Origin of the sequence: Streptomyces sp. NPDC094032 (assembly GCF_040303965.1) — a bacterium.
Lineage (GTDB): Bacteria > Actinomycetota > Actinomycetes > Streptomycetales > Streptomycetaceae > Streptomyces.
Map to the genome: position 1 here is coordinate 371,647 of NZ_JBEOUE010000002.1, position 20,362 is coordinate 392,008.

A 20,362-nucleotide genomic window follows, 5' to 3' on the forward strand; every position below is an offset into this window, starting at 1 on the left:
AGGAGCACCCATGGGACTCGAAGAGAAGCTGCCCAGCGGTTTTCTGCTGACCACCGTCGAGCAGGCCGCGGGCTGGGTCCGGAAGGCCTCCGTCTTCCCCGCGACCTTCGGCCTCGCCTGCTGCGCCATCGAGATGATGACGACCGGCGCCGGCCGCTACGACCTGGCCCGCTTCGGCATGGAGGTCTTCCGCGGCTCCCCGCGCCAGGCCGACCTGATGATCGTGGCCGGCCGTGTCAGCCAGAAGATGGCGCCCGTCCTGCGGCAGGTCTACGACCAGATGCCGAACCCCAAGTGGGTCATCTCCATGGGGGTTTGCGCGTCTTCGGGCGGAATGTTCAACAATTACGCGATTGTGCAGGGCGTTGACCACATTGTGCCGGTTGACATCTATTTGCCGGGTTGCCCGCCGCGCCCGGAGATGCTGATGGACGCGATCCTCAAGCTGCACCAGAAGATCCAGACCTCCAAGCTGGGCGTGAACGCCCAGGAAGCGGCCCGCGAGGCGGAGGAGGCGGCGCTCAAGGCGCTGCCCACCATCGAGATGAAGGGTCTGCTCCGGTGAGCGACGAAACCCCGAACCCCGAGAAGGAGCTCAGCGCGCAGAACCTTCCGGGCCAGCGCGGCGAGCACGGCGAGGAGGTGCGCCTCCAGCGCGGCATGTTCGGCGCCAACAACGGCGGCGACACCTCCGGCTACGGCGGCCTGGTCCGCTCGGTGCGGCTGCCCGGACCGGCCTCCCGCCCGTACGGCGGCTGGTTCGACGAGGTCGCCGACGAACTCGAAGGCGCCCTTGAGGAGCAGGGCCTGCTCCCGGAGAACGCCATCGAGCGGACGGTCGTCGACCGGGGCGAGCTCACCTTCCACATCGAGCGCGAGCACCTGGTCCGGGTCGCCCGCACCCTGCGCGACGACCCCGCCCTGCGCTTCGAGCTGTGCACCGGCGTCTCCGGCGTCCACTACCCGGGCGACAAGGGCCGCGAGCTGCACGCCGTCTACCACCTGCGCTCGCTCACCCACGGCCGGCTGCTGCGCCTGGAGGTCTCGGCCCCCGAGGGCGACCCGCGCATCCCGTCGCTGGTCCCGGTCTACCCGACCAACGACTGGCACGAGCGCGAGACGTACGACTTCTTCGGCATCGTCTTCGACGGCCACCCCGCCCTCACCCGGATCATGATGCCGGACGACTGGCCGGGCCACCCGCAGCGCAAGGACTATCCCCTCGGCGGCATCGCCGTCGAGTACAAGGGCGCCCAGATCCCGGCTCCGGACCAGCGGAGGTCGTACTCGTGAACACCCCCTCTGCCTCCCCCAGGGAGACGACGGAAGGGACCGTCTACACGGTCACCGGCGGCGACTGGGACGAGGTCGTCCAGTCCGCGGCCAAGGCCGACGACGAGCGCATCGTCGTCAACATGGGCCCCCAGCACCCGTCCACCCACGGCGTGCTCCGGCTCATCCTGGAGATCGACGGCGAGACCGTCACCGAGGCCCGCTGCGGCATCGGCTACCTCCACACCGGCATCGAGAAGAACCTCGAATACCGGACCTGGACGCAGGGCACCACCTTCGTCACGCGCATGGACTACCTCACCTCGTTCTACAACGAGACGGCGTACTGCCTCGGCGTGGAGAAGCTGCTCGGCATCACCGAGGACGTCCCGGACCGGGCGAGCGTGATCCGGGTGCTCCTGATGGAACTCAACCGGCTCTCCTCGCACCTGGTCTGCATCGCCACCGGCGGCATGGAGCTCGGCGCCACCACGATCATGATCTACGGCTTCCGGGACCGCGAGATGATCCTGGACCTGTACGAGCTGATCACCGGCCTGCGCATGAACCACGCGTTCATCCGCCCCGGCGGCCTCGCCCAGGACCTCCCGCCGGGCGCCGTCGACGCCGTGCGCGAGTTCGTGAAGACCATGAAGAAGAACCTGCCGGAGTACGACAAGCTGGCCACCGGCAACCCCATCTTCAAGGCCCGCATGCAGGACGTCGGCTACCTCGACCTCACCGGCTGCATGGCGCTCGGCGCCACCGGACCGATCCTGCGCTCCGCGGGCCTCCCGCACGACCTGCGCAAGACCGACCCGTACTGCGGCTACGAGAACTACGAGTTCGAGGTCCCGACCGCCGACAGCTGCGACTCGTACGGGCGCTTCCTCGTGCGCCTGGAGGAGATGCGCCAGTCGCTGCGGATCGTCGAGCAGTGCCTGGACCGGCTCGCGCCCGGCCCGGTCATGGTCGGCGACAAGAAGATCGCCTGGCCGGCCCAGCTGGCCCTCGGCCCGGACGGACTCGGCAACTCCCTCGACCACATCAAGAAGATCATGGGCACCTCCATGGAGGCCCTGATCCACCACTTCAAGCTGGTCACCGAGGGCTTCCGGGTCCCGGCCGGACAGGCCTACGCGGCCGTCGAGTCGCCCAAGGGCGAACTCGGCGTGCACGTCGTCTCCGACGGCGGCACCCGCCCCTACCGGGTCCACTTCCGGGACCCGTCCTTCACCAACCTCCAGGCCATGGCCGCGATGTGCGAAGGCGGCCAGGTCGCCGACGTCATCGTCGCCGTCGCGTCCATCGACCCCGTGATGGGAGGCGTCGACCGATGACGGACGGACACACCAGTCTCGGGATGCCCCAACTGCCCGCGCCCGACTACCCCGCCGAGGTCCGCGCCCGGCTGGAGGAGGACGCGAAGGCGATCATCGACCGCTACCCGGGGTCCCGCTCCGCGCTCCTGCCGATGCTGCACCTCGTGCAGTCGGAGGAGGGCCACGTCACCCGTACCGGCATGCGCTTCTGTGCCGAGACGCTCGGCCTGACCACCGCCGAGGTGACCGCGGTCGCCACCTTCTACACGATGTACCGGCGCAAGCCCTCGGGCGACTACCAGGTCGGCGTCTGCACCAACACGCTCTGCGCGGTCATGGGCGGCGACGCCATCTTCGAGGAGCTCAAGGAGCACCTCGGCGTCGGCAACGACGAGACGACCCCCGACGGCAAGGTCACCCTCGAACACATCGAGTGCAACGCGGCCTGCGACTTCGCGCCGGTGGTGATGGTGAACTGGGAGTTCTTCGACAACCAGACGCCCGACTCCGCCAAGCGGCTCGTCGACGACCTGCTGGCCGGGCGTCCCGTCGCACCCACCCGTGGTGCGCCGCTGTGCACCTTCAAGGAGACGGCCCGCATCCTGGCGGGCTTCCCCGACGAGCGCGAGGGCGCCGTCGAGGCCACCGGCGGCGCGGGCCCCGCCTCGCTCGTCGGCCTTCGCCTGGCCAAGGGGGAGACCCCCCAGCGCCGGATCGGTCACCCGCGGGGCGAGTCGGCCCGTGAGGAGGGGGAGTGATGACCTTGGCGGCCGAGATCAACAACAGCAGCCCCGAGAAGCTGCTGTCGCCCGTCCTGTCGGCGTTCTGGGACGAGCCCGAGTCCTGGACCCTGGACACCTACCGGCGGCACGAGGGCTACGAGGGCCTGCGCAAGGCGCTCGCCATGTCGCCCGACGACCTCATCGCGTACGTCAAGGAGTCCGGCCTGCGCGGCCGCGGCGGCGCGGGCTTCCCCACCGGGATGAAGTGGCAGTTCATCCCGCAGGGCGACGGCAAGCCGCACTACCTCGTCGTCAACGCCGACGAGTCGGAGCCGGGCACTTGCAAGGACATCCCGCTGCTCTTCGCCAACCCGCACTCCCTCATCGAGGGAATGATCATCGCCTGCTACGCGATCCGCTCCGAGCACGCGTTCATCTATCTGCGCGGCGAGGTCGTCCCCGTCCTGCGCCGCCTGCACGAGGCGGTCCGCGAGGCGTACGAGGCCGGCTACCTCGGCCGGGACATCCTCGGCAGCGGCCTGAACCTCGACATCACCGTGCACGCCGGCGCCGGCGCGTACATCTGCGGCGAGGAGACCGCGCTGCTCGACTCGCTCGAAGGGCGCCGCGGCCAGCCCCGGCTGCGTCCCCCCTTCCCCGCGGTCGCCGGTCTGTACGCCTGCCCCACTGTGGTGAACAACGTCGAATCCATCGCGTCGGTTCCCGCGATCCTCAACAAGGGCAAGGACTGGTTCACCTCCATGGGGAGCGAGAAGTCCCCCGGCTTCACGCTCTACTCGCTCAGCGGGCACGTCACCTCGCCCGGCCAGTACGAGGCCCCGCTCGGCATCACCCTGCGCCAGCTCCTCGACATGAGCGGCGGGATGCGGGCCGGCCACCGGCTCAAGTTCTGGACCCCCGGCGGCTCCTCCACCCCGATGTTCACCGAGGAGCACCTCGACGTCCCGCTCGACTACGAGGGCGTCGGCGCCGCCGGATCCATGCTCGGCACCAAGGCGCTCCAGTGCTTCGACGAGACCACCTGCGTGGTGCGGGCCGTCACCCGCTGGACCGAGTTCTACGCCCACGAGTCCTGCGGCAAGTGCACCCCCTGCCGCGAGGGCACGTACTGGCTGGTCCAGTTGCTCCGCGACATCGAGGCCGGCAAGGGCGTCATGTCCGACCTCGACAAGCTGAACGACATCGCCGACAACATCAACGGCAAGTCGTTCTGCGCCCTCGGCGACGGCGCCGCCTCGCCGATCTTCTCCTCGCTGAAGTACTTCCGCGACGAGTACGAGCAGCACATCACGGGCCAGGGCTGCCCCTTCGACCCCGCCAAGTCCACCGCCTGGGCGGACAAGCACCGGGAGGTGAACGCATGACAGACCAGGACGCGGTCACGCTGACCATCGACGGGATCGAGATCTCCGTCCCCAAGGGGACCCTGGTGATCCGGGCCGCCGAGCAGCTCGGCATCGAGATCCCCCGCTTCTGCGACCACCCGCTCCTCGACCCGGCCGGCGCCTGCCGCCAGTGCATCGTCGAGGTCGAGGGCCAGCGCAAGCCGATGGCCTCCTGCACCATCACCTGCACCGACGGCATGGTGGTCCGCTCCCAGCTGACCTCGCCGGTCGCCGAGAAGGCCCAGCACGGTGTGATGGAGCTGCTGCTCATCAACCACCCGCTGGACTGCCCGGTCTGCGACAAGGGCGGCGAGTGCCCGCTGCAGAACCAGGCCATGTCCCACGGGCAGGCCGAGTCCCGCTTCGAGGGCAAGAAGCGGACGTACGAGAAGCCCGTCAACATCTCCACCCAGGTGCTGCTCGACCGCGAGCGCTGCGTGCTCTGCGCCCGCTGCACCCGCTTCTCCAACCAGGTCGCGGGCGACCCGATGATCGAGCTGGTCGAGCGCGGCGCGCTCCAGCAGGTCGGCACCGGCGAGGGCGACCCCTTCGAGTCGTACTTCTCCGGCAACACCATCCAGATCTGCCCGGTCGGCGCGCTCACCTCGGCCGCCTACCGCTTCCGCTCCCGCCCCTTCGACCTGGTGTCGACGCCGAGCGTCTGCGAGCACTGCGCGGGCGGCTGCGCGACCCGCACCGACCACCGCCGCGGCAAGGTCATGCGGCGGCTCGCCGCCGAGGACCCCGAGGTCAACGAGGAGTGGATCTGCGACAAGGGGCGCTTCGGCTTCCGGTACGCGCAGCAGCGCGACCGGCTCGCCACGCCCCTGGTCCGCAACCCCGAGACCGGCGTCCTGGAGGCGGCCTCCTGGCCCGAGGCGCTCGAAGCCGCCGCGCGCGGGCTCGTGCGCGGGCGCACCGGCGTCCTGGCCGGCGGCAGGCTGACCGTCGAGGACGCCTACGCGTACGCCAAGTTCGCCCGGGTCGCCCTCGACACCAACGACGTCGACTTCCGGGCCCGCGTCCACTCCGGCGAGGAGGCCGACTTCCTCGCCTCCGCCGTCGCCGGACGCGGCCGCGACCTGGACGGCACGGGTGTCACGTACACCTCGCTGGAAGCCGCTCCCGCCGTGCTCCTGGTCGGTCTGGAGTCCGAGGAGGAGGCCCCCGGCGTCTTCCTGCGGCTGCGCAAGGCCTGGAAGAAGAAGGGCCAGAAGACCTTCGCGGTCGCCGCGTTCGCCACCCGCGGCCTGGAGAAGACCGGCGGCACCCTGCTCGCCGCCGCCCCCGGCACCGAGACCGAGTGGCTCGACGCCCTCACCTCCCGGACCGGGCTCTCCGCCGACGGGCTCGCCGCGGCCGAGGCGCTGCGCCAGGACGGCGCCGTCATCGCCGTCGGCGAGCGGCTCGCCGGGGTGCCCGGGGCGCTCACCGCCGCCCTGCGCGCCGCGACCGCCACCGGCGCGAAGCTGGTGTGGATCCCGCGCCGGGCCGGAGAGCGCGGCGCCGTCGAGGCGGGCGCCATCCCGGCGCTGCTGCCCGGCGGCCGGCCCGTCACCGACCCGCGCGCGCGGGAGGAGGTCGCCGGGGTATGGGGCGTCCGCGAACTCCCGCACGGCTACGGCCGCGACACCGGCCAGATCGTCGAGGCCGCCGCCACCGGCGAACTCGGCGCGCTGCTCGTCGGCGGCGTCGACGTCGACGACCTGCCGGACCCGGCCCGCGCCCGCGAGGCCCTCGACGCGGCCTTCGTGGTCTCGCTGGAGCTGCGGCCCGGCGCGGTCACCGAGCGCGCCGACGTGGTCCTGCCGGTCGCCGCGGTCGCCGAGAAGCCCGGCACCTTCCTCAACTGGGAGGGCCGCGCCCGCCTGTTCGAGGCGGCGCTGAAGCCGGAGCAGATGACCCGGACGCTGCCGCCGGCCGACGCCCGCGTGCTGCACATGCTGGCCGACGCCATGGACGTCCACCTGGCCCTGCCGGACCTGCGGTCCGTACGGCGCGAGCTGGACCGGCTCGGCGGCTGGACCGGCGAGCGGGCCACCGAGCCCGCCGAGCCCGGCCAGTCCGCCGCCCGCCCGGGCGACGGCGAGGCCGTCCTCGCCGGGCACCGGCTGCTGCTCGACCTCGGGCGGCTCCAGGAGGGCGACACGGCGCTCGCCGGCACCCGGCACGCCGCCGTCGCCCGGCTCTCCGCCGCCACCGCCGCCGCCACCGGCGTCAAGGACGGCGACACCCTCGAAGTGGCCGGGCCCGCGGGCGCCGTCCGCTTCCCCCTCCAGGTCACCGAACTGCCCGACCGGGTGGTCTGGCTCCCGCTGAACTCGGCGGGCCGCGGCGTCCTCGCCGGCACCGGCGCCCGCCCCGGCGACCTGGTCCGCATCGGCCCGGCCACCCTCACGGAGGTGGAGGCATGAACACGCTGCTCGCCGCCGAAGACCTGTCGATGTTCGGACGCGACCCCTGGTGGCTCGTCCTCGTCAAGGCGGTCTTCTGCTTCGCGTTCCTGATGGTGACCGTGCTCTTCTCCATCGTGTGGGAGCGCAAGGTCGTCGCCTGGATGCAGCTGCGCATCGGTCCCAACCGGCACGGTCCCTGGGGCATGCTCCAGTCGCTCGCCGACGGCATCAAGCTGATGCTGAAGGAGGACGTGATCGTCAAGCGGGCGGACAAGGTCGTCTACGTCCTCGCCCCGGTCATCGCCGCCATCCCTGCCTTCATGGCCATCGCCGTGATCCCCTTCGGCCCGGCCGGCAACGAGGTGTCGATCTTCGGCCAGCGCACCACGATGCAGCTGACCGACCTGCCGATCGCGATGCTCTACATCCTCGCGGTCGCCTCCGTCGGCATCTACGGCATCGTCCTGGCGGGCTGGTCGTCCGGCTCCACGTACCCGCTGCTCGGCGGATTGCGCTCGGCCGCGCAGATGATCTCGTACGAGATCGCCATGGGCGCCGCGTTCGCCTCCGTCTTCCTCTACTCCGGGTCGATGTCGACCTCGACGATCGTGGAGGCGCAGGCCGACCGCTGGTACGTCGTGCTGCTGCCGGTCTCCTTCATCATCTACATCGTCACCATGGTGGGCGAGACCAACCGCGCCCCCTTCGACATGCCGGAGTCCGAGGGCGACCTGGTCGGCGGCTTCAACACCGAGTACTCGTCCATCAAGTTCGCGCTCTTCATGCTCGCCGAGTACGTGAACATGGTGACCGTCTCGGCCGTCTCCGTGACCCTGTTCCTGGGCGGCTGGCGCGCCCCGTGGCCGATCTCCGGCTTCTGGGAGGGCGCCAACCACGGCTGGTGGCCGATGCTCTGGTTCGTCCTCAAGGTGCAGCTGCTGCTCTTCTTCTTCATCTGGCTGCGCGGCACGCTGCCCCGCGTCCGCTACGACCAGCTGATGAAGCTGGGCTGGAAGGTGCTGCTGCCGGTCTCGGTGGTCTGGCTGATGCTGGTCGCCACCGTCCGGGCGCTGCGCAACGAGAACTACGCCTTCCAGTCCATCGTGCTGTACGTCGCCGGGGCCGTCCTCGGAGTCCTGCTGATCTCCTTCGTCGTGGACGTCCTGCGCGACAGGAAGGGCAAGGCGGCGGCCGTCTCGGAGACCGAGGACGCCAGGCCGTTCGACCCGATGGCGGGCGGCTTCCCCGTACCGCCGAAGCCGGGACAGTCCTTGCCGCCCGTTCCGCGTCGAAGGCCCCGCGCCGAGCGGGAGCTCATTGTCAGTGGCGGCCCCGATACTGCTACAGAGAGTGACGGAAGGGAGACGGACGGTGTCTGATTTCCAGAATCCGGTGGCCGGCTTCGGCGTGACCTTCAAGGCCATGTTCAAGAAGCGGCTGACCGAGCAGTATCCGGAGCAGCAGAAGACGACGGCGCCCCGCTTCCACGGGCGGCACCAGCTCAACCGTCACCCCGACGGTCTGGAGAAGTGCGTCGGCTGCGAGCTGTGCGCCTGGGCCTGCCCCGCCGACGCCATCTACGTGGAGGGCGCGGACAACACGGAGGAGGAGCGCTACTCCCCGGGCGAGCGCTACGGCCGCGTCTACCAGATCAACTACGCCCGCTGCATCCTGTGCGGGCTGTGCATCGAGGCGTGCCCCACGCGCGCGCTGACGATGACCAACGAGTTCGAGCTGGCCGACTCCTCCCGCGAGAACCTGATCTACACCAAGGAGCAGCTCCTCGCGGGCCTCGAAGAGACCATGGTCGACACCCCGCACGCCATCTTCCCGGGCATGGACGAGCAGGACTACTACCGGGGCCTGGTCACCGAGGCCGCGCCCGGCACCGTCCGGCAGGTCGCCGTGTCCAAGGGCGAGAAGGGCGAGCCGGAGGGGGCGGACGCATGAGCGTGACCCTCGCCTCCTACGCGACTTCCACGGGTGAGGCCGTCCAGTTCTGGGTGCTCGGCACGGTCGCCGTCATCGGCGCCCTGTGCACGATCCTCATGAAGCGGGCCGTGCACTCCGCGCTCTGCCTCGCCGGCACCATGATCATCCTGGCGGTGTTCTACCTCGCCAACGGCGCCTACTTCCTCGGCATCGTCCAGGTCGTCGTCTACACCGGCGCGATCATGATGCTCTTCCTCTTCGTCGTCATGCTGGTCGGTGTCACCGCCGCGGACTCGCTGAAGGAGACCATCAAGGGGCAGCGCTGGTGGGCCGCCCTGTGCGGACTCGGCTTCGGCGTCCTGCTGTTCACCGGCATCGGCCACGCCTCGCTCACCGAGTTCAACGGCCTGGGCACCGCCAACACCGTCTCCGGCGGCAACGTCGAGGGCCTCGCCGCCCTCATCTTCACCAAGTACGTGTTCGCCTTCGAGATCACCGGCGCGCTGCTCATCACCGCCGCCGTCGGCGCGATGGTGCTCACCCACCGCGAGCGCACCGAACGCGCCCGCACCCAGCGCGAGCTGGCCGAGCAGCGCGTGCGCGAGGGCAAGCACCTCCCGCCGCTGCCCGCCCCCGGCGTCTACGCCCGGCACAACGCGGTGGACGTCGCGGGCCTGCTGCCGGACGGCACCCCGGCCGAGCTGAGCGTCATGCAGACCCTGCGCAAGCGGGGCCAGATCAGGGACGTGTCCAGCGAGGCGCTCGCCGACCTCAAGGCCCTCGAACAGCGCTCCGAGGAGCGACTGGGCCGGGACGCAGAGGAGGCCTCGCGGTGAATCCCGTCAACTATCTCTATCTCTCCGCGCTGTTGTTCACCATCGGCGCGGTGGGCGTGCTCATCCGGCGCAACGCGATCGTGCTCTTCATGTGCGTCGAGCTGATGCTCAACGCCTGCAACCTCGCGTTCGTCACCTTCTCCCGTATGCACGGCAACCTCGACGGCCAGATCATCGCCTTCTTCACGATGGTCGTCGCCGCCGCGGAGGTCGTCGTCGGACTCGCGATCATCGTGTCCGTCTTCCGTGCCCGCCATTCGGCCTCGGTCGACGACGCCAGCCTGATGAAGCTGTGAGGGGCTGACCGTGGACAACCTCATTGCGCTGCTCGTCGCGGCGCCCCTGCTCGGAGCCGCCGTCCTGCTGTGCGGCGGAAAGCGGCTCGACCGGGCCGGGCACTGGCTCGGCACCCTGCTCGCCGCCGTCTCCTTCGGCATCGGCCTGGTGCTCTTCGCCGACATGCTCTCCAAGAGCGCCGACGACCGGGCCCTGCACCAGACGCTGTACACCTGGATCCCCGTCGAGGGCTTCCAGGCGGACATCGCCTTCCAGCTCGACCAGCTGTCGATGACCTTCGTGCTCCTCATCACCGGGGTCGGCACGCTCATCCACGTCTACTCGATCGGGTACATGGAGCACGACGAGCGGCGCCGCCGCTTCTTCGGCTACCTGAACCTGTTCGTGGCGGCGATGCTGCTGCTCGTCCTCGCCGACAACTACCTGCTGCTCTACTTCGGCTGGGAGGGCGTCGGCCTCGCCTCGTACCTCCTGATCGGCTTCTGGCAGCACAAGCCCAGCGCGGCCACCGCCGCCAAGAAGGCCTTCCTGGTCAACCGGGTCGGCGACATGGGCCTGTCGATCGCGATCATGCTGATGTTCACCACCTTCGGGACCTTCGCCTTCGGGCCGGTCCTGGCGTCGGCCGGCGAGGCCTCCGAGGGCAAGCTGACGGCGATCGGCCTGATGCTGCTCCTCGCGGCCTGCGGCAAGTCCGCCCAGGTGCCGCTCCAGTCCTGGCTAGGCGACGCGATGGAGGGCCCGACCCCGGTCTCCGCCCTCATCCACGCCGCCACCATGGTGACCGCCGGTGTCTATCTGATCGTCCGCTCCGCCGACATCTTCAACGCGGCGCCCGACGCGCAGCTCGTCGTCACCGTGGTCGGCGCCGTCACGCTCCTCTTCGGTGCGATCGTCGGTTGCGCGAAGGACGACATCAAGAAGGCGCTCGCCGGCTCGACGATGTCGCAGATCGGCTACATGATCCTGGCGGCCGGCCTCGGCCCCATCGGCTACGCCTTCGCGATCATGCATCTGGTGACCCACGGCTTCTTCAAGGCCGGGCTCTTCCTCGGCGCCGGTTCGGTCATGCACGGCATGAACGACGAGGTGGACATGCGGAAGTACGGCGGCCTGCGGAAGTACATGCCGGTCACCTTCGTCACCTTCGGCCTCGGCTACCTAGCGATCATCGGCTTCCCCGGCCTGTCCGGCTTCTTCTCCAAGGACAAGATCATCGAGGCGGCCTTCGCCAAGGGCGGCACCGAGGGCTGGATCCTCGGCGCGGTCACCCTGCTGGGCGCCGCCATCACCGCGTACTACATGACCCGCGTGATGTTCATGACCTTCTTCGGTGAGAAGCGCTGGCAGCCCGACGAGAAGGGCGAGCTGCCGCACCCGCACGAGTCGCCCAAGTCCATGACGGTCCCCATGATCCTGCTCGCCTTCGGCTCCGTCTTCGCCGGCGGGATCTTCGGGATCGGCGACCGCTTCGTGAAGTGGCTGGAGCCGGTCACCTCCTTCGAGCACGGGCACCCGCCGATCAGCGCCGGGGCGATCACCGCCGCGACCGTCGCCGTGATGCTCCTGGGCGTCGGCCTCGCCTACCTCCAGTACGGACGCCGGCCGGTCCCGGTCACCGCCCCGCGCGGCTCGCTGCTCACCCGGGCGGCCCGCCGCGACCTGCTCCAGGACGACTTCAACCACGTCGTCTTCGTCCGGGGCGGCACGCACCTCACCCGCTCCCTGGTCTACGTCGACCACAGCCTCGTCGACGGGGTCGTCAACGGCACCGCGGCCTCGGTCGGCGGCCTGTCCGGTCGGCTCCGCAAGCTGCAGAACGGCTACGCCCGCTCGTACGCGGTCTCCATGTTCGGAGGTGTGGCGGTGCTCATCGCCGCGACCCTGCTGATGAGGGCGGTGTAACTCCCATGTCTTTCCCGCTCCTTACGGCGACGGCGGCGGTGCCCGCGGTCGGTGCGATCCTCACCGCCGCCGTGCCCGCGGCCCGCCGCACCGCGGCCAAGTGGCTCGCGCTGCTCGTCTCGCTGGTCACCCTGGTGCTCGCCGCCGTCGTCTTCGTACGGTTCGAGCCCGGCGGCGACCGCTACCAGCTCGTCGAATCGCACGCCTGGATCAAGGACTTCGGCGTCCGCTACGAGCTCGGCGTGGACGGCATCGGGGTGGCGCTCATCGCGCTCACCGCGCTGCTCATCCCCTTCATCGTCCTCGCCGGCTGGCACGACGCCGACCCTCTGGAGACCTCCTCCAAGCGGTGGCGGCCCACCCAGGGCTTCTTCGCGCTGATCCTCATGGTCGAGGCGATGGTGATCCTCTCCTTCGAGGCCACCGACGTCTTCCTCTTCTACATCCTGTTCGAAGCCATGCTCATCCCGATGTACTTCCTCATCGGCGGCTTCGGCGACCGCGCCCACGCGGGCTCCGACGAGAACGCGGCGGCCCAGCGCTCGTACGCGGCGGTCAAGTTCCTGCTCTACAACCTGGTCGGCGGCCTGATCATGCTGGCCGCGGTCATCGGCCTGTACGTGGTCGCGGGCAACTTCTCCCTCACGGAGATCGCCGAGGCGCGGGCCAACGGCTCGCTGGAGATGGCGACCAGCACCGAGCGGTGGCTGTTCCTCGGCTTCTTCTTCGCCTTCGCGGTGAAGGCCCCGCTGTGGCCGCTGCACACCTGGCTGCCGAACGCGATGGGGGAGGCCACCGCCCCGGTCGCCGTCCTCATCACCGCCGTCGTCGACAAGGTCGGCACCTTCGCGATGCTCCGCTTCTGCCTCGGGCTCTTCCCCGAGGCCTCGAAGTGGGCCACCCCGGTGATCGTCGCCCTCGCCCTGATCAGCATCGTGTACGGCGCGCTGCTCGCCGTCGGCCAGCGGGACATCAAGCGCCTGGTCGCCTACGCGTCGATCTCGCACTTCGGCTTCATCATCATGGGCATCTTCGCGATGACCAGCCAGGGCCAGTCGGGCGCCACGCTCTACATGGTCAACCACGGCATCTCGACGGCCGCCCTGATGCTCGTCGCCGGCTTCCTGATCTCCCGGCGCGGCTCGCGGCTCATCGCCGACTACGGCGGGGTGCAGAAGGTGGCCCCGGTGCTCGCCGGGACCTTCCTGATCGGGGGCCTCGCGACCCTGTCGCTGCCCGGACTCGCGCCGTTCGTCAGCGAGTTCCTGGTCCTGGTCGGGACGTACTCGCGCTATCCGGTGGCCGGGATCATCGCCACCACCGGCATCGTCCTCGCCGCGCTCTACGTCCTCGTCCTCTACCAGCGGACGATGACGGGCCCGGTGAAGGAGGAGGTGCGCGAGCTGCCGGACCTGCGGGCGCGTGAGCTCGCCGTGGTCGTCCCGCTGATCGCGGTGCTGATCTTCCTCGGGGTCTTCCCGAAGCCGCTGACGGACGTCGTCAACCCGGCGGTCCAGCACACCATGTCCGATGTCCAGCAGAAGGACCCGAGCCCCGAAGTGGAGGCGGCCAAGTGAGCACCCCGGCTGTCCACACCCTGTGGACGACGGCCGCCGAGCCGATCGCCAAGATCCCCGCCCCCCACATCGAGTACACCCAGCTCTCGCCCGTGCTCATCGTGATCGGCGCGGCGGTCCTCAGTGTCCTCGTCGAGGCCTTCGTGCCGCGCAGGGGGCGCCACTACACGCAGGTCTTCCTCAGCGTCCTGGCCCTCGTCGCCGCGTTCGCGGCGATCGTCGGCCTCGCCGCCGGCGGCTACGGCTCCACCAAGGCGCACATCGCGGCCATGGGCGCCATCGCCGTCGACGGGCCCGCGCTGTTCCTCCAGGGCACCATCCTGCTCGCCTCGGTCGTCGCGATCCTCACCTTCGCCGAGCGCAGGCTCGACCCGGCCGACCACGGCCACCGGGTCGACTCCTTCGCCGCCGAGGCCGCCGCGGTCCCCGGCAGCGAGCAGGAGCGGGCGGCCGTCAAGGCCGGCTTCACCACCACCGAGGTCTTCCCGCTCGCCCTGTTCGCGGTCGCCGGCATGCTGGTCTTCCCCGCCGCCAACGACCTGCTGACCCTGTTCATCGCCCTTGAGGTCTTCTCCCTCCCGCTGTACCTGCTGTGCGCGGTCGCCCGCCGCAAGCGCCTCCTCTCGCAGGAGGCGGCGGTCAAGTACTTCCTGCTCGGCGCCTTCTCCTCGGCGTTCCTGCTCTTCGGGATCGCCCTGCTCTACGGCTACGCGGGCTCCGTCTCGTACGCCGCCATCGCCGACGTCGTCTCCGGCGACGTCGCGGGCGTCGACCCGGCTCTCGCCGACACCATGGGCAACGACGTGCTGCTGCTCATCGGCTTCGCCCTGGTGCTCATGGGGCTGCTGTTCAAGGTCGGCGCCGTCCCGTTCCACATGTGGACCCCGGACGTCTACCAGGGCGCCCCGACCCCGGTCACCGGCTTCATGGCCGCCGCCACCAAGGTCGCCGCGTTCGGCGCGATGCTGCGCCTGCTGTACGTGGTGCTGCCCGGGCTCACCTGGGACTGGCGGCCGGTCATGTGGGGCGTCGCCATCGTCACCATGCTGGGCGGCGCGATCGTCGCCATCACCCAGACCGACATCAAGCGGCTGCTCGCCTACTCCTCGATCGCCCACGCCGGGTTCATCCTGGCCGGTGTCATCGCGGCCACGCCGAGCGGCGTCTCGTCGGTCCTGTTCTACCTGGGCGCCTACTCCTTCGTGACGATCGGCGCCTTCGCCGTGGTCACGCTGGTGCGGGACGCGGGCGGCGAGGCCACCCACCTGTCCAAGTGGGCCGGTCTTGGCCGCCGTTCGCCGCTGGTCGCGGCGGTCTTCGCGGTCTTCCTGCTCGCCTTCGCCGGCATCCCGCTGACCTCCGGCTTCTCCGGGAAGTTCGCGGTCTTCAAGGCGGCGGCGGACGGCGGCGCGGGCGCGCTGGTCGTGGTCGGTGTGATCTCGTCCGCCATCGCCGCGTTCTTCTACATCCGGGTGATCGTGCTGATGTTCTTCAGCGAGCCGAAGGCGGACGGCCCCACGGTCGCCGTGCCCTCGGGCCTCACCTCGGTGGCGATCACCGCCGGTGTCGTGGTCACGCTGGTGCTGGGCTTCGCGCCGCAGTACTTCCTGGACCTGGCGAACCAGGCGAGCGTGTTCGTGCGCTAGCCGTACGCCCGGCCTCGGAGGGGTCCGGTCGCCTGTCACGGGCGGCCGGACCCCTCCGTCGTATCACCATTGAGGTGATAGCCGATCAGGGCGCGCTTTCAATTCGGGGAATGGCCGAGGGCGTGCGGCATGATCCTTCCGAGCGGCGACCGGGTCGCTCAGGACGAACAGGGATGGTCCATGCCCAGAGCAGTCCTTCGGCAGGGCATCACGGCCGTGGCGGCCATGGCGACGCTTCTCCTCCCCGCCTCTCAGGTGTCCGCCGATGTCGTCCCGCTCGTCGCCCCGATGAAGTTCGGTACGGCCTTCGCGGCTTCCTTGGCCCACCCCACGGCTTCCCCGCCGGGAGCCAACGACTCCAGGTGCAAGCCCTCGGCCGCCCACCCCCGTCCGGTGGTGCTCGTCCACGGCACGGCGGAGAACGCCTACGACAACTGGGCCGGGCTGTCACCGGTCCTGAAGAAGGACGGGTACTGCGTCTTCGCCGCCAACATCGGCGGCGTGCCGGGGAGTGCCTTCCAAGCGTTGGGTCCCGTGGCCCGGTCGGCCGAGTCGCTCGCCGGTTTCGTCGATCAGGTGCTGCGCGTGACCGGCGCGAGGAAAGTGGACATCGTCGGTCACAGCCAGGGCGGAATGATGCCCCGCTACTACATCAAGCACCTCGCGGGAGCTTCGAAGGTCGACAAGCTCATCGCCCTTGCCCCCTCCAATCACGGCACCACCGGCCTCGGGATCCTGGATCTCATCGGCCGGCTGCCGGGCGGTCGGCAGGTGGTCGACGTTTCGTGCCCCGCCTGCGCCGACCAGATGGCCGGATCGCCTTTTCTCAGTGAACTGAACGCCGACTTCGAGACGGTTCCCGGGGTGGCCTACACGGTGATCGTCACCAGGATGGACGAAGTGGTCACTCCGTACCGGTCCGGCTTTCTGTCGGCATCGCCCGGAACGAGCGTCGTCAACGCGACGGTGCAGGACTTCTGCCCGCTGGACATCACCGGACACCTGGGAATCTCGTACGACGTGACCGCTCACCGCATGGTGCGCAACGCGCTCGATCCCGGCAGGGCCGTGCGTCCGACCTGCCTCGGCTGAGGGCCGTCCCGGTGCCGTCCGCGCCGGCTAGGTCACCGCGTCGGGCTCCGCTGCCCGCAGATCCGCGAGGCACCGTGTCCAGAGGGCGGGGAGATCCTGGGCGCCGGGGAGCCCGCCGTTGTGGACGATGGCGAGGCGGGCGGTGGAGGCGACGCGGGTCAGCCCGACGTAGCAGTGGACCCCTGGGCCCAGCACGGGCAGCCGTGCGGCGGCGGTGACCGGGGAGCCGAAGCAGTGGAAGGGCGACGGCAGCCGGACGTGGCTGACGATCAGCGGAGTGTCCTCCCAGGTCTGCCGCAGACGGCGTCCGACCAGGCGCGACGTCGGCGGGGTCGAGTAGAGGACCTGGGCGTTGTCGCGGTAGTTGCTGTGGCTCATCCACCGGGTTTGGCGCAGGACGGCGCGCATGGCCTGGGCAGGGTCGTCGGTGGAGGTGGGGAGCCTCAGGTGGGAGAAGACGGTCCTATTGCCGGGCAGGTTCTCCTCGCCCTCGCGACGTACCGACATCGGCATGGTGGTGAGGAGGTCGCCCGGCGGAGTCGGGGCGCGGAGCGTCGCCTTCGCCTGGGCCTGTGCCCAGGCCCGGAAGGTACCCGCGACGGCGGCGAGGAAGACGTCGTTGACCGTGGAACCCCAGCGGTCGGCGAGAGCACGCAGGTCGGCTTCGGGAACGTCGGCATGGCACCAGCGTTTGCCCGTCCGGTGGCTCGGCGCGCTCAGGTCCCGCCAATTCCCCATCGGCAGCCGGGACTTCTTGGCGACGAGATGGAGCAGCCCGGCCAGGCCCGGGCTGCCGGGGCGATGGGGGTTGGGTCCGCGGACGGGCTGGTCGGCCACGAGCGCCAGGGCGTTGTGCGCGATTCCCACGCCGTCCAGCAGTCCATGGTGGGCCCTGAAGCACAGCCGGAAGAACCGGCGGTGCGCCGCGGGCAGGAGCCACAGGTCCCACATCGGCGCTTCCGGCGGGAGACACGGGTACTGCATCAGGTGTTCGGTGGCCCGGTCGATGTCGTCGGTGGCCGGGGCGGCGAACACGTGAGCGTCGGTGTCGCAGCGGAGCGACTGCCACTGGTTGCCCCGACGTGGGGCTCTCAGGTGGAGGGCCGGAAGATGGGCGGCCCTGCTGCGCACGCGGGCGCGCAGCAGGGCGAGATCCGGCGGCTCTCCCGGGAAGTCGAGGTAGAGGCCGGTGATCCGCTCCGTACGGCCGGTGTCGGCCAGGTAGGCCCGGTCGACGCTGGTGATGCGGTGCCCTGCCCGCATGCGCACAACTCTCCTTCAGGAAACCGTTCTTCGGTGGCTTCGCGCGTCCTGCGGTCAGGAGGCGGTCAGGGGGCGGTCAGTGCCAGCACGACATTGTGACCGCCGAAGCCGAAGGAGTGGCTGACCGCGGCCTTCACGATCTGGTGCCGGGCCTCTTTGGTGACGCAGTCGATGTCGAACTCGGGTGCGGGGGCGTCCAGGTTGGCGATCGGCGGCACACGCCGGTGCTCGATGGACAGCACGGTCAACGCCGCCTCGATCGCACCGGCGGCCCCCAGGGTGTGACCGAGGACGCCCTTGGGCGCGGTGACGGACGGCCGATGCGGAAGGAGCCGCGCGATCAGGCCCGCTTCGGTGACGTCGTTGAGCGGGGTGGACGTGCCGTGGGCGTTGACATGGTCGATGTCGCCCAGGGAAAGGCCCGCATCGCGCAGCGCGGCACGCAGCGCGGCCTCGGCACCGTGGGCGTCGGGGGGCGGTGCGGTGGGATGGTAGGCGTCACTGGTGTTCCCGCAGCCCGCGAGCAGGGCCCGGGGGCCGCGTCCACGAGCCCTGGCGTCGTCGGCGCGCTCCAGAACGAGCACACCGGCCCCTTCGGCCATGACGAAGCCGTCGCGGTCGGCCGCGAACGGGCGTGAGGCACCGGCCGGGTCGTCCCTGCGGGTCGAGAGGGCGCCCATGCGGTAGAAGCTGGTGGTCCCCAACCGGCTGATGGCGGCTTCGCTGCCGCCGGCGACAGCCACGTCACAGGCGCCGGCGGTGAGCATGTCGCGGGCCACCGCGATGGCGCTGGCCCCTGAGGCGCAGGCGGTGGCGGTCGCCAGGCTGGCGCCGTGGGCTCGCAGCGCGATGGAGACCTCTCCCGCCGCCATGTTGGGGATGACTTGGGGCATGCCGATCGGGGAGACCTTGTCCGGTCCGTGGCTCTCGAAGCGGGCGCACTGTTCCTCCCAGCGTTCGATTCCGCCCATTCCGGAGCCGATGACCACGGCGGTTCTCGCGCCGTCCCAGGTCGAGGGGTCGAGGCCCGCGTCCCGCACGGCCTCACGTGCGGCCAGCAGGGCCAGTTTGACGAACCTTCCCATGCGCCATGACGCGCGCCCGACGGCCCGTTCGAGTTCCGGGAAGTCCTGCACCCGGCAGGAGAAGTCGACGGGCAGTCCCGTCAGTCCGGGGTCGGACGCGGCCGTGGGAGTGCCCGCGCACACGCGTTGCCATGTCTCGTCGACTCCGTGGCCGGCCGGAGTGATCAGCCCCAGGCCGGTGATGGCGATGGAGGGGCGCTTCACGGCCCGACCTGGACGTACGTGTTCGTGAGAGCGGAAACGAGGTCGGCGATGGAGGCGTCCTTCGTGATGTCCGCATCGCCGATCTTGACACCCAGGCGGTCTTCCAGGATGAGCGCGAACTCGGCCAGGGCGAGCGAGTCCATCTCCAGATCCGTGAGCGTGGCCTCGGGCGTGATCATGTCAGCGGGAATGTTGAAAGCCATCAGGCTCTCACGGATGATGCCGTACACGTCGGACACAGTTGTTTCCTTTCCGGGGTGGACGCTTCGTGGGCGTTGAGGAGCGGCGGGGGCGACCGGCTCACCAGCGGAGCAGGACCAGCCCCCCGCTCGCTCCGCTGGCGAGGCCGAACAGCGCGACAAGGCCACCGGGGCGAAGCCGCCCCTGCTCCGAGGCCTCGGCGAGTTGGAGGGGCAGGCTGGCGGTAGTGGCGTTGCCGTAGCGGGAGAAGGTTCGGACGATCTTGTCCTCTGGGATGCCCAGAGCCCGGCAGAAGGTGTTCGTGAAAGCGGCGGACGCCTGGTGGACACAGGCCAGGTCCAGGTCGTCGATCTTGTATCCCAGGTCGTGCAGCGCCCGTTCGGCTTGGGAGGTCATACCGGCGAACGAGTCGACCAGTGCGGCGGAGTCGATCTGCGGCCGCGCGGGTTCAGCAGGGGCGAAGTAGGGGTTGGGGAGTGTCGCGGCGCGCCAGCCAGAGGAATTGGCCGTGAATTTCGAACCCATGACGCCCGGCCGAGGACTTGCCTCCAGAAGGACTGCCGCACCGATATCGCACGTGGTGAAGGCGGGCAGGCGAAGGTTTAATTCGCGACGATCTGAAATGCCCTCCACGGAGGTCCTGGTGCCGAGCTCTCCGCTGACCAGCAAGACGCGATCGTACTGCCCGTCGCGCACCAATGCGTCCGCAATATGAATGGAATTAAGCATGCCGTTACATGCATTCTTCACATCAAATACCGGGGCGGTGACGCCGAGCTTCTCGGCCACGATGTGCGAGGTGGCGGGCTCCTCCATGTCCTCGCTGACGGCGGCGAAAACAAGGAGGTCGACCTCGTCGGCGGAGATCTCCCCTTGATCCAGCGCGCGGAGCCCGGCCGCCGCGGCCAGGTCCGAGGGGAGCGTGTCGGCGGAGGCCATGGGGCGCTGTTCAAATCCATACATCCGCTCCAGCAGGCCCGGCATGATGGTCAGATTTGAATTGCTTGCCCGCAGAAGGTCTTCAATGTGAGCACCCGATTGCCGTGCACTTGGAATATGAACGGCGACCTGGCTGATGCGACTAAATCTTGCCAACGCTGATCTCCCCGCGAAACGACTTCGAATGAAGCCACATTAGCGACTTCCTCGCGCTATTTCTTTAGAGTGATGTCGCGTGTTGTGGATGTCCCTCGCCGAAAGGCCGAA

18 protein-coding genes are annotated in these 20,362 nt (G+C 69.8%); 14 read left to right on the forward strand and 4 right to left on the reverse strand.

Going from position 1 to position 20,362, the window contains the following annotated elements; all coding sequences use genetic code 11:
* Positions 1–10: 10 nt before the first annotated feature.
* The 14 genes from ABTZ54_RS04735 (at position 11) to ABTZ54_RS04800 (ending at position 16,403) form a co-directional block, all read left to right on the forward strand.
* On the forward strand, positions 11–565 hold the full coding sequence (locus tag ABTZ54_RS04735; RefSeq protein ID WP_235456089.1) for a NuoB/complex I 20 kDa subunit family protein: 555 nt from the start codon (positions 11–13) through the stop codon (positions 563–565).
* Positions 562–1,293 (forward strand): NADH-quinone oxidoreductase subunit C, encoded by a 732-nt coding sequence (locus tag ABTZ54_RS04740; RefSeq protein ID WP_351657228.1) that lies wholly within the window; start codon positions 562–564, stop codon positions 1,291–1,293. The genes ABTZ54_RS04735 and ABTZ54_RS04740 overlap by 4 nt, the downstream gene beginning before the upstream one ends.
* Entirely contained in the window at positions 1,290–2,612 is a 1,323-nt protein-coding gene (locus ABTZ54_RS04745; protein ID WP_351657231.1) for an NADH-quinone oxidoreductase subunit D, read from the forward strand. Before ABTZ54_RS04740 ends, ABTZ54_RS04745 begins: the two co-directional genes overlap by 4 nt.
* On the forward strand, positions 2,609–3,352 hold the full coding sequence (gene nuoE / locus ABTZ54_RS04750; RefSeq protein ID WP_351657233.1) for an NADH-quinone oxidoreductase subunit NuoE: 744 nt from the start codon (positions 2,609–2,611) through the stop codon (positions 3,350–3,352). Before ABTZ54_RS04745 ends, nuoE begins: the two co-directional genes overlap by 4 nt.
* Positions 3,352–4,701, forward strand: a complete 1,350-nt coding sequence (gene nuoF / locus ABTZ54_RS04755) for an NADH-quinone oxidoreductase subunit NuoF (RefSeq protein ID WP_351657235.1) — start codon at positions 3,352–3,354, stop codon at positions 4,699–4,701. The genes nuoE and nuoF overlap by 1 nt, the downstream gene beginning before the upstream one ends.
* Entirely contained in the window at positions 4,698–7,136 is a 2,439-nt protein-coding gene (locus tag ABTZ54_RS04760; RefSeq protein WP_351657237.1) for an NADH-quinone oxidoreductase subunit G, read from the forward strand. The genes nuoF and ABTZ54_RS04760 overlap by 4 nt, the downstream gene beginning before the upstream one ends.
* Positions 7,133–8,497 (forward strand): NADH-quinone oxidoreductase subunit NuoH, encoded by a 1,365-nt coding sequence (nuoH, locus tag ABTZ54_RS04765; protein ID WP_351657239.1) that lies wholly within the window; start codon positions 7,133–7,135, stop codon positions 8,495–8,497. The genes ABTZ54_RS04760 and nuoH overlap by 4 nt, the downstream gene beginning before the upstream one ends.
* On the forward strand, positions 8,490–9,068 hold the full coding sequence (gene nuoI, locus ABTZ54_RS04770; RefSeq protein ID WP_351657242.1) for an NADH-quinone oxidoreductase subunit NuoI: 579 nt from the start codon (positions 8,490–8,492) through the stop codon (positions 9,066–9,068). The genes nuoH and nuoI overlap by 8 nt, the downstream gene beginning before the upstream one ends.
* A complete protein-coding gene (locus ABTZ54_RS04775) occupies positions 9,065–9,886 on the forward strand; it encodes an NADH-quinone oxidoreductase subunit J (protein WP_351657244.1) in 822 nt (273 codons plus the stop codon). The genes nuoI and ABTZ54_RS04775 overlap by 4 nt, the downstream gene beginning before the upstream one ends.
* Positions 9,883–10,182: an NADH-quinone oxidoreductase subunit NuoK gene (gene nuoK / locus ABTZ54_RS04780; RefSeq protein ID WP_046908839.1), complete on the forward strand. Its 300-nt coding sequence runs from the start codon at positions 9,883–9,885 to the stop codon at positions 10,180–10,182. Before ABTZ54_RS04775 ends, nuoK begins: the two co-directional genes overlap by 4 nt.
* 10 nt (positions 10,183–10,192) lie before the next feature.
* Positions 10,193–12,088, forward strand: a complete 1,896-nt coding sequence (gene nuoL / locus ABTZ54_RS04785; RefSeq protein ID WP_351657247.1) for an NADH-quinone oxidoreductase subunit L — start codon at positions 10,193–10,195, stop codon at positions 12,086–12,088.
* A gap of 5 nt (positions 12,089–12,093) precedes the next feature.
* Positions 12,094–13,665, forward strand: a complete 1,572-nt coding sequence (locus tag ABTZ54_RS04790) for an NADH-quinone oxidoreductase subunit M (RefSeq protein WP_351657248.1) — start codon at positions 12,094–12,096, stop codon at positions 13,663–13,665.
* Positions 13,662–15,311 carry an NADH-quinone oxidoreductase subunit NuoN gene (gene nuoN / locus ABTZ54_RS04795; RefSeq protein ID WP_351657250.1) on the forward strand — a complete coding sequence of 550 codons (1,650 nt, stop codon included), beginning with the start codon at positions 13,662–13,664 and terminating at the stop codon, positions 15,309–15,311. The genes ABTZ54_RS04790 and nuoN overlap by 4 nt, the downstream gene beginning before the upstream one ends.
* Before the next feature lie 129 nt (positions 15,312–15,440).
* Positions 15,441–16,403: an esterase/lipase family protein gene (locus tag ABTZ54_RS04800; RefSeq protein WP_351657253.1), complete on the forward strand. Its 963-nt coding sequence runs from the start codon at positions 15,441–15,443 to the stop codon at positions 16,401–16,403.
* Positions 16,404–16,430: 27 nt separating this feature from the next.
* Here the strand turns inward: ABTZ54_RS04800 and ABTZ54_RS04805 are convergent, their stop codons facing one another.
* The 4 genes from ABTZ54_RS04805 to ABTZ54_RS04820 form a co-directional block, all read right to left on the reverse strand.
* On the reverse strand, positions 16,431–17,666 hold the full coding sequence (locus ABTZ54_RS04805; protein ID WP_351657257.1) for a wax ester/triacylglycerol synthase domain-containing protein: 1,236 nt from the start codon (positions 17,664–17,666) through the stop codon (positions 16,431–16,433).
* Positions 17,667–17,731: 65 nt separating this feature from the next.
* Positions 17,732–18,955 (reverse strand): beta-ketoacyl-[acyl-carrier-protein] synthase family protein, encoded by a 1,224-nt coding sequence (locus ABTZ54_RS04810; RefSeq protein WP_351657261.1) that lies wholly within the window; start codon positions 18,953–18,955, stop codon positions 17,732–17,734.
* Positions 18,952–19,194 carry an acyl carrier protein gene (locus ABTZ54_RS04815; RefSeq protein WP_351657263.1) on the reverse strand — a complete coding sequence of 81 codons (243 nt, stop codon included), beginning with the start codon at positions 19,192–19,194 and terminating at the stop codon, positions 18,952–18,954. Before ABTZ54_RS04815 ends, ABTZ54_RS04810 begins: the two co-directional genes overlap by 4 nt.
* A gap of 61 nt (positions 19,195–19,255) precedes the next feature.
* Positions 19,256–20,140, reverse strand: a complete 885-nt coding sequence (locus ABTZ54_RS04820) for a 3-oxoacyl-ACP synthase III family protein (protein WP_351657266.1) — start codon at positions 20,138–20,140, stop codon at positions 19,256–19,258.
* Between the last annotated feature and the right edge of the window lie 222 nt (positions 20,141–20,362).

What these genes read in the sequence shown, in the direction of transcription:
- nuoH (WP_351657239.1), top strand. Translation starts at nt 7,133, where the DNA reads ATGAACACGCTGCTCGCCGCCGAAGACCTGTCGATGTTCGGACGCGAC.
- ABTZ54_RS04800 (WP_351657253.1), top strand. Translation starts at nt 15,441, where the DNA reads ATGATCCTTCCGAGCGGCGACCGGGTCGCTCAGGACGAACAGGGATGG.
- ABTZ54_RS04820 (WP_351657266.1), bottom strand. Translation starts at nt 20,140, where the DNA reads ATGCCGGGCCTGCTGGAGCGGATGTATGGATTTGAACAGCGCCCCATG.
- nuoE (WP_351657233.1), top strand. Translation starts at nt 2,609, where the DNA reads ATGACGGACGGACACACCAGTCTCGGGATGCCCCAACTGCCCGCGCCC.
- ABTZ54_RS04790 (WP_351657248.1), top strand. Translation starts at nt 12,094, where the DNA reads ATGTCTTTCCCGCTCCTTACGGCGACGGCGGCGGTGCCCGCGGTCGGT.
- nuoF (WP_351657235.1), top strand. Translation starts at nt 3,352, where the DNA reads ATGACCTTGGCGGCCGAGATCAACAACAGCAGCCCCGAGAAGCTGCTG.
- ABTZ54_RS04775 (WP_351657244.1), top strand. Translation starts at nt 9,065, where the DNA reads ATGAGCGTGACCCTCGCCTCCTACGCGACTTCCACGGGTGAGGCCGTC.
- ABTZ54_RS04805 (WP_351657257.1), bottom strand. Translation starts at nt 17,666, where the DNA reads ATGCGGGCAGGGCACCGCATCACCAGCGTCGACCGGGCCTACCTGGCC.
- ABTZ54_RS04735 (WP_235456089.1), top strand. Translation starts at nt 11, where the DNA reads ATGGGACTCGAAGAGAAGCTGCCCAGCGGTTTTCTGCTGACCACCGTC.
- ABTZ54_RS04760 (WP_351657237.1), top strand. Translation starts at nt 4,698, where the DNA reads ATGACAGACCAGGACGCGGTCACGCTGACCATCGACGGGATCGAGATC.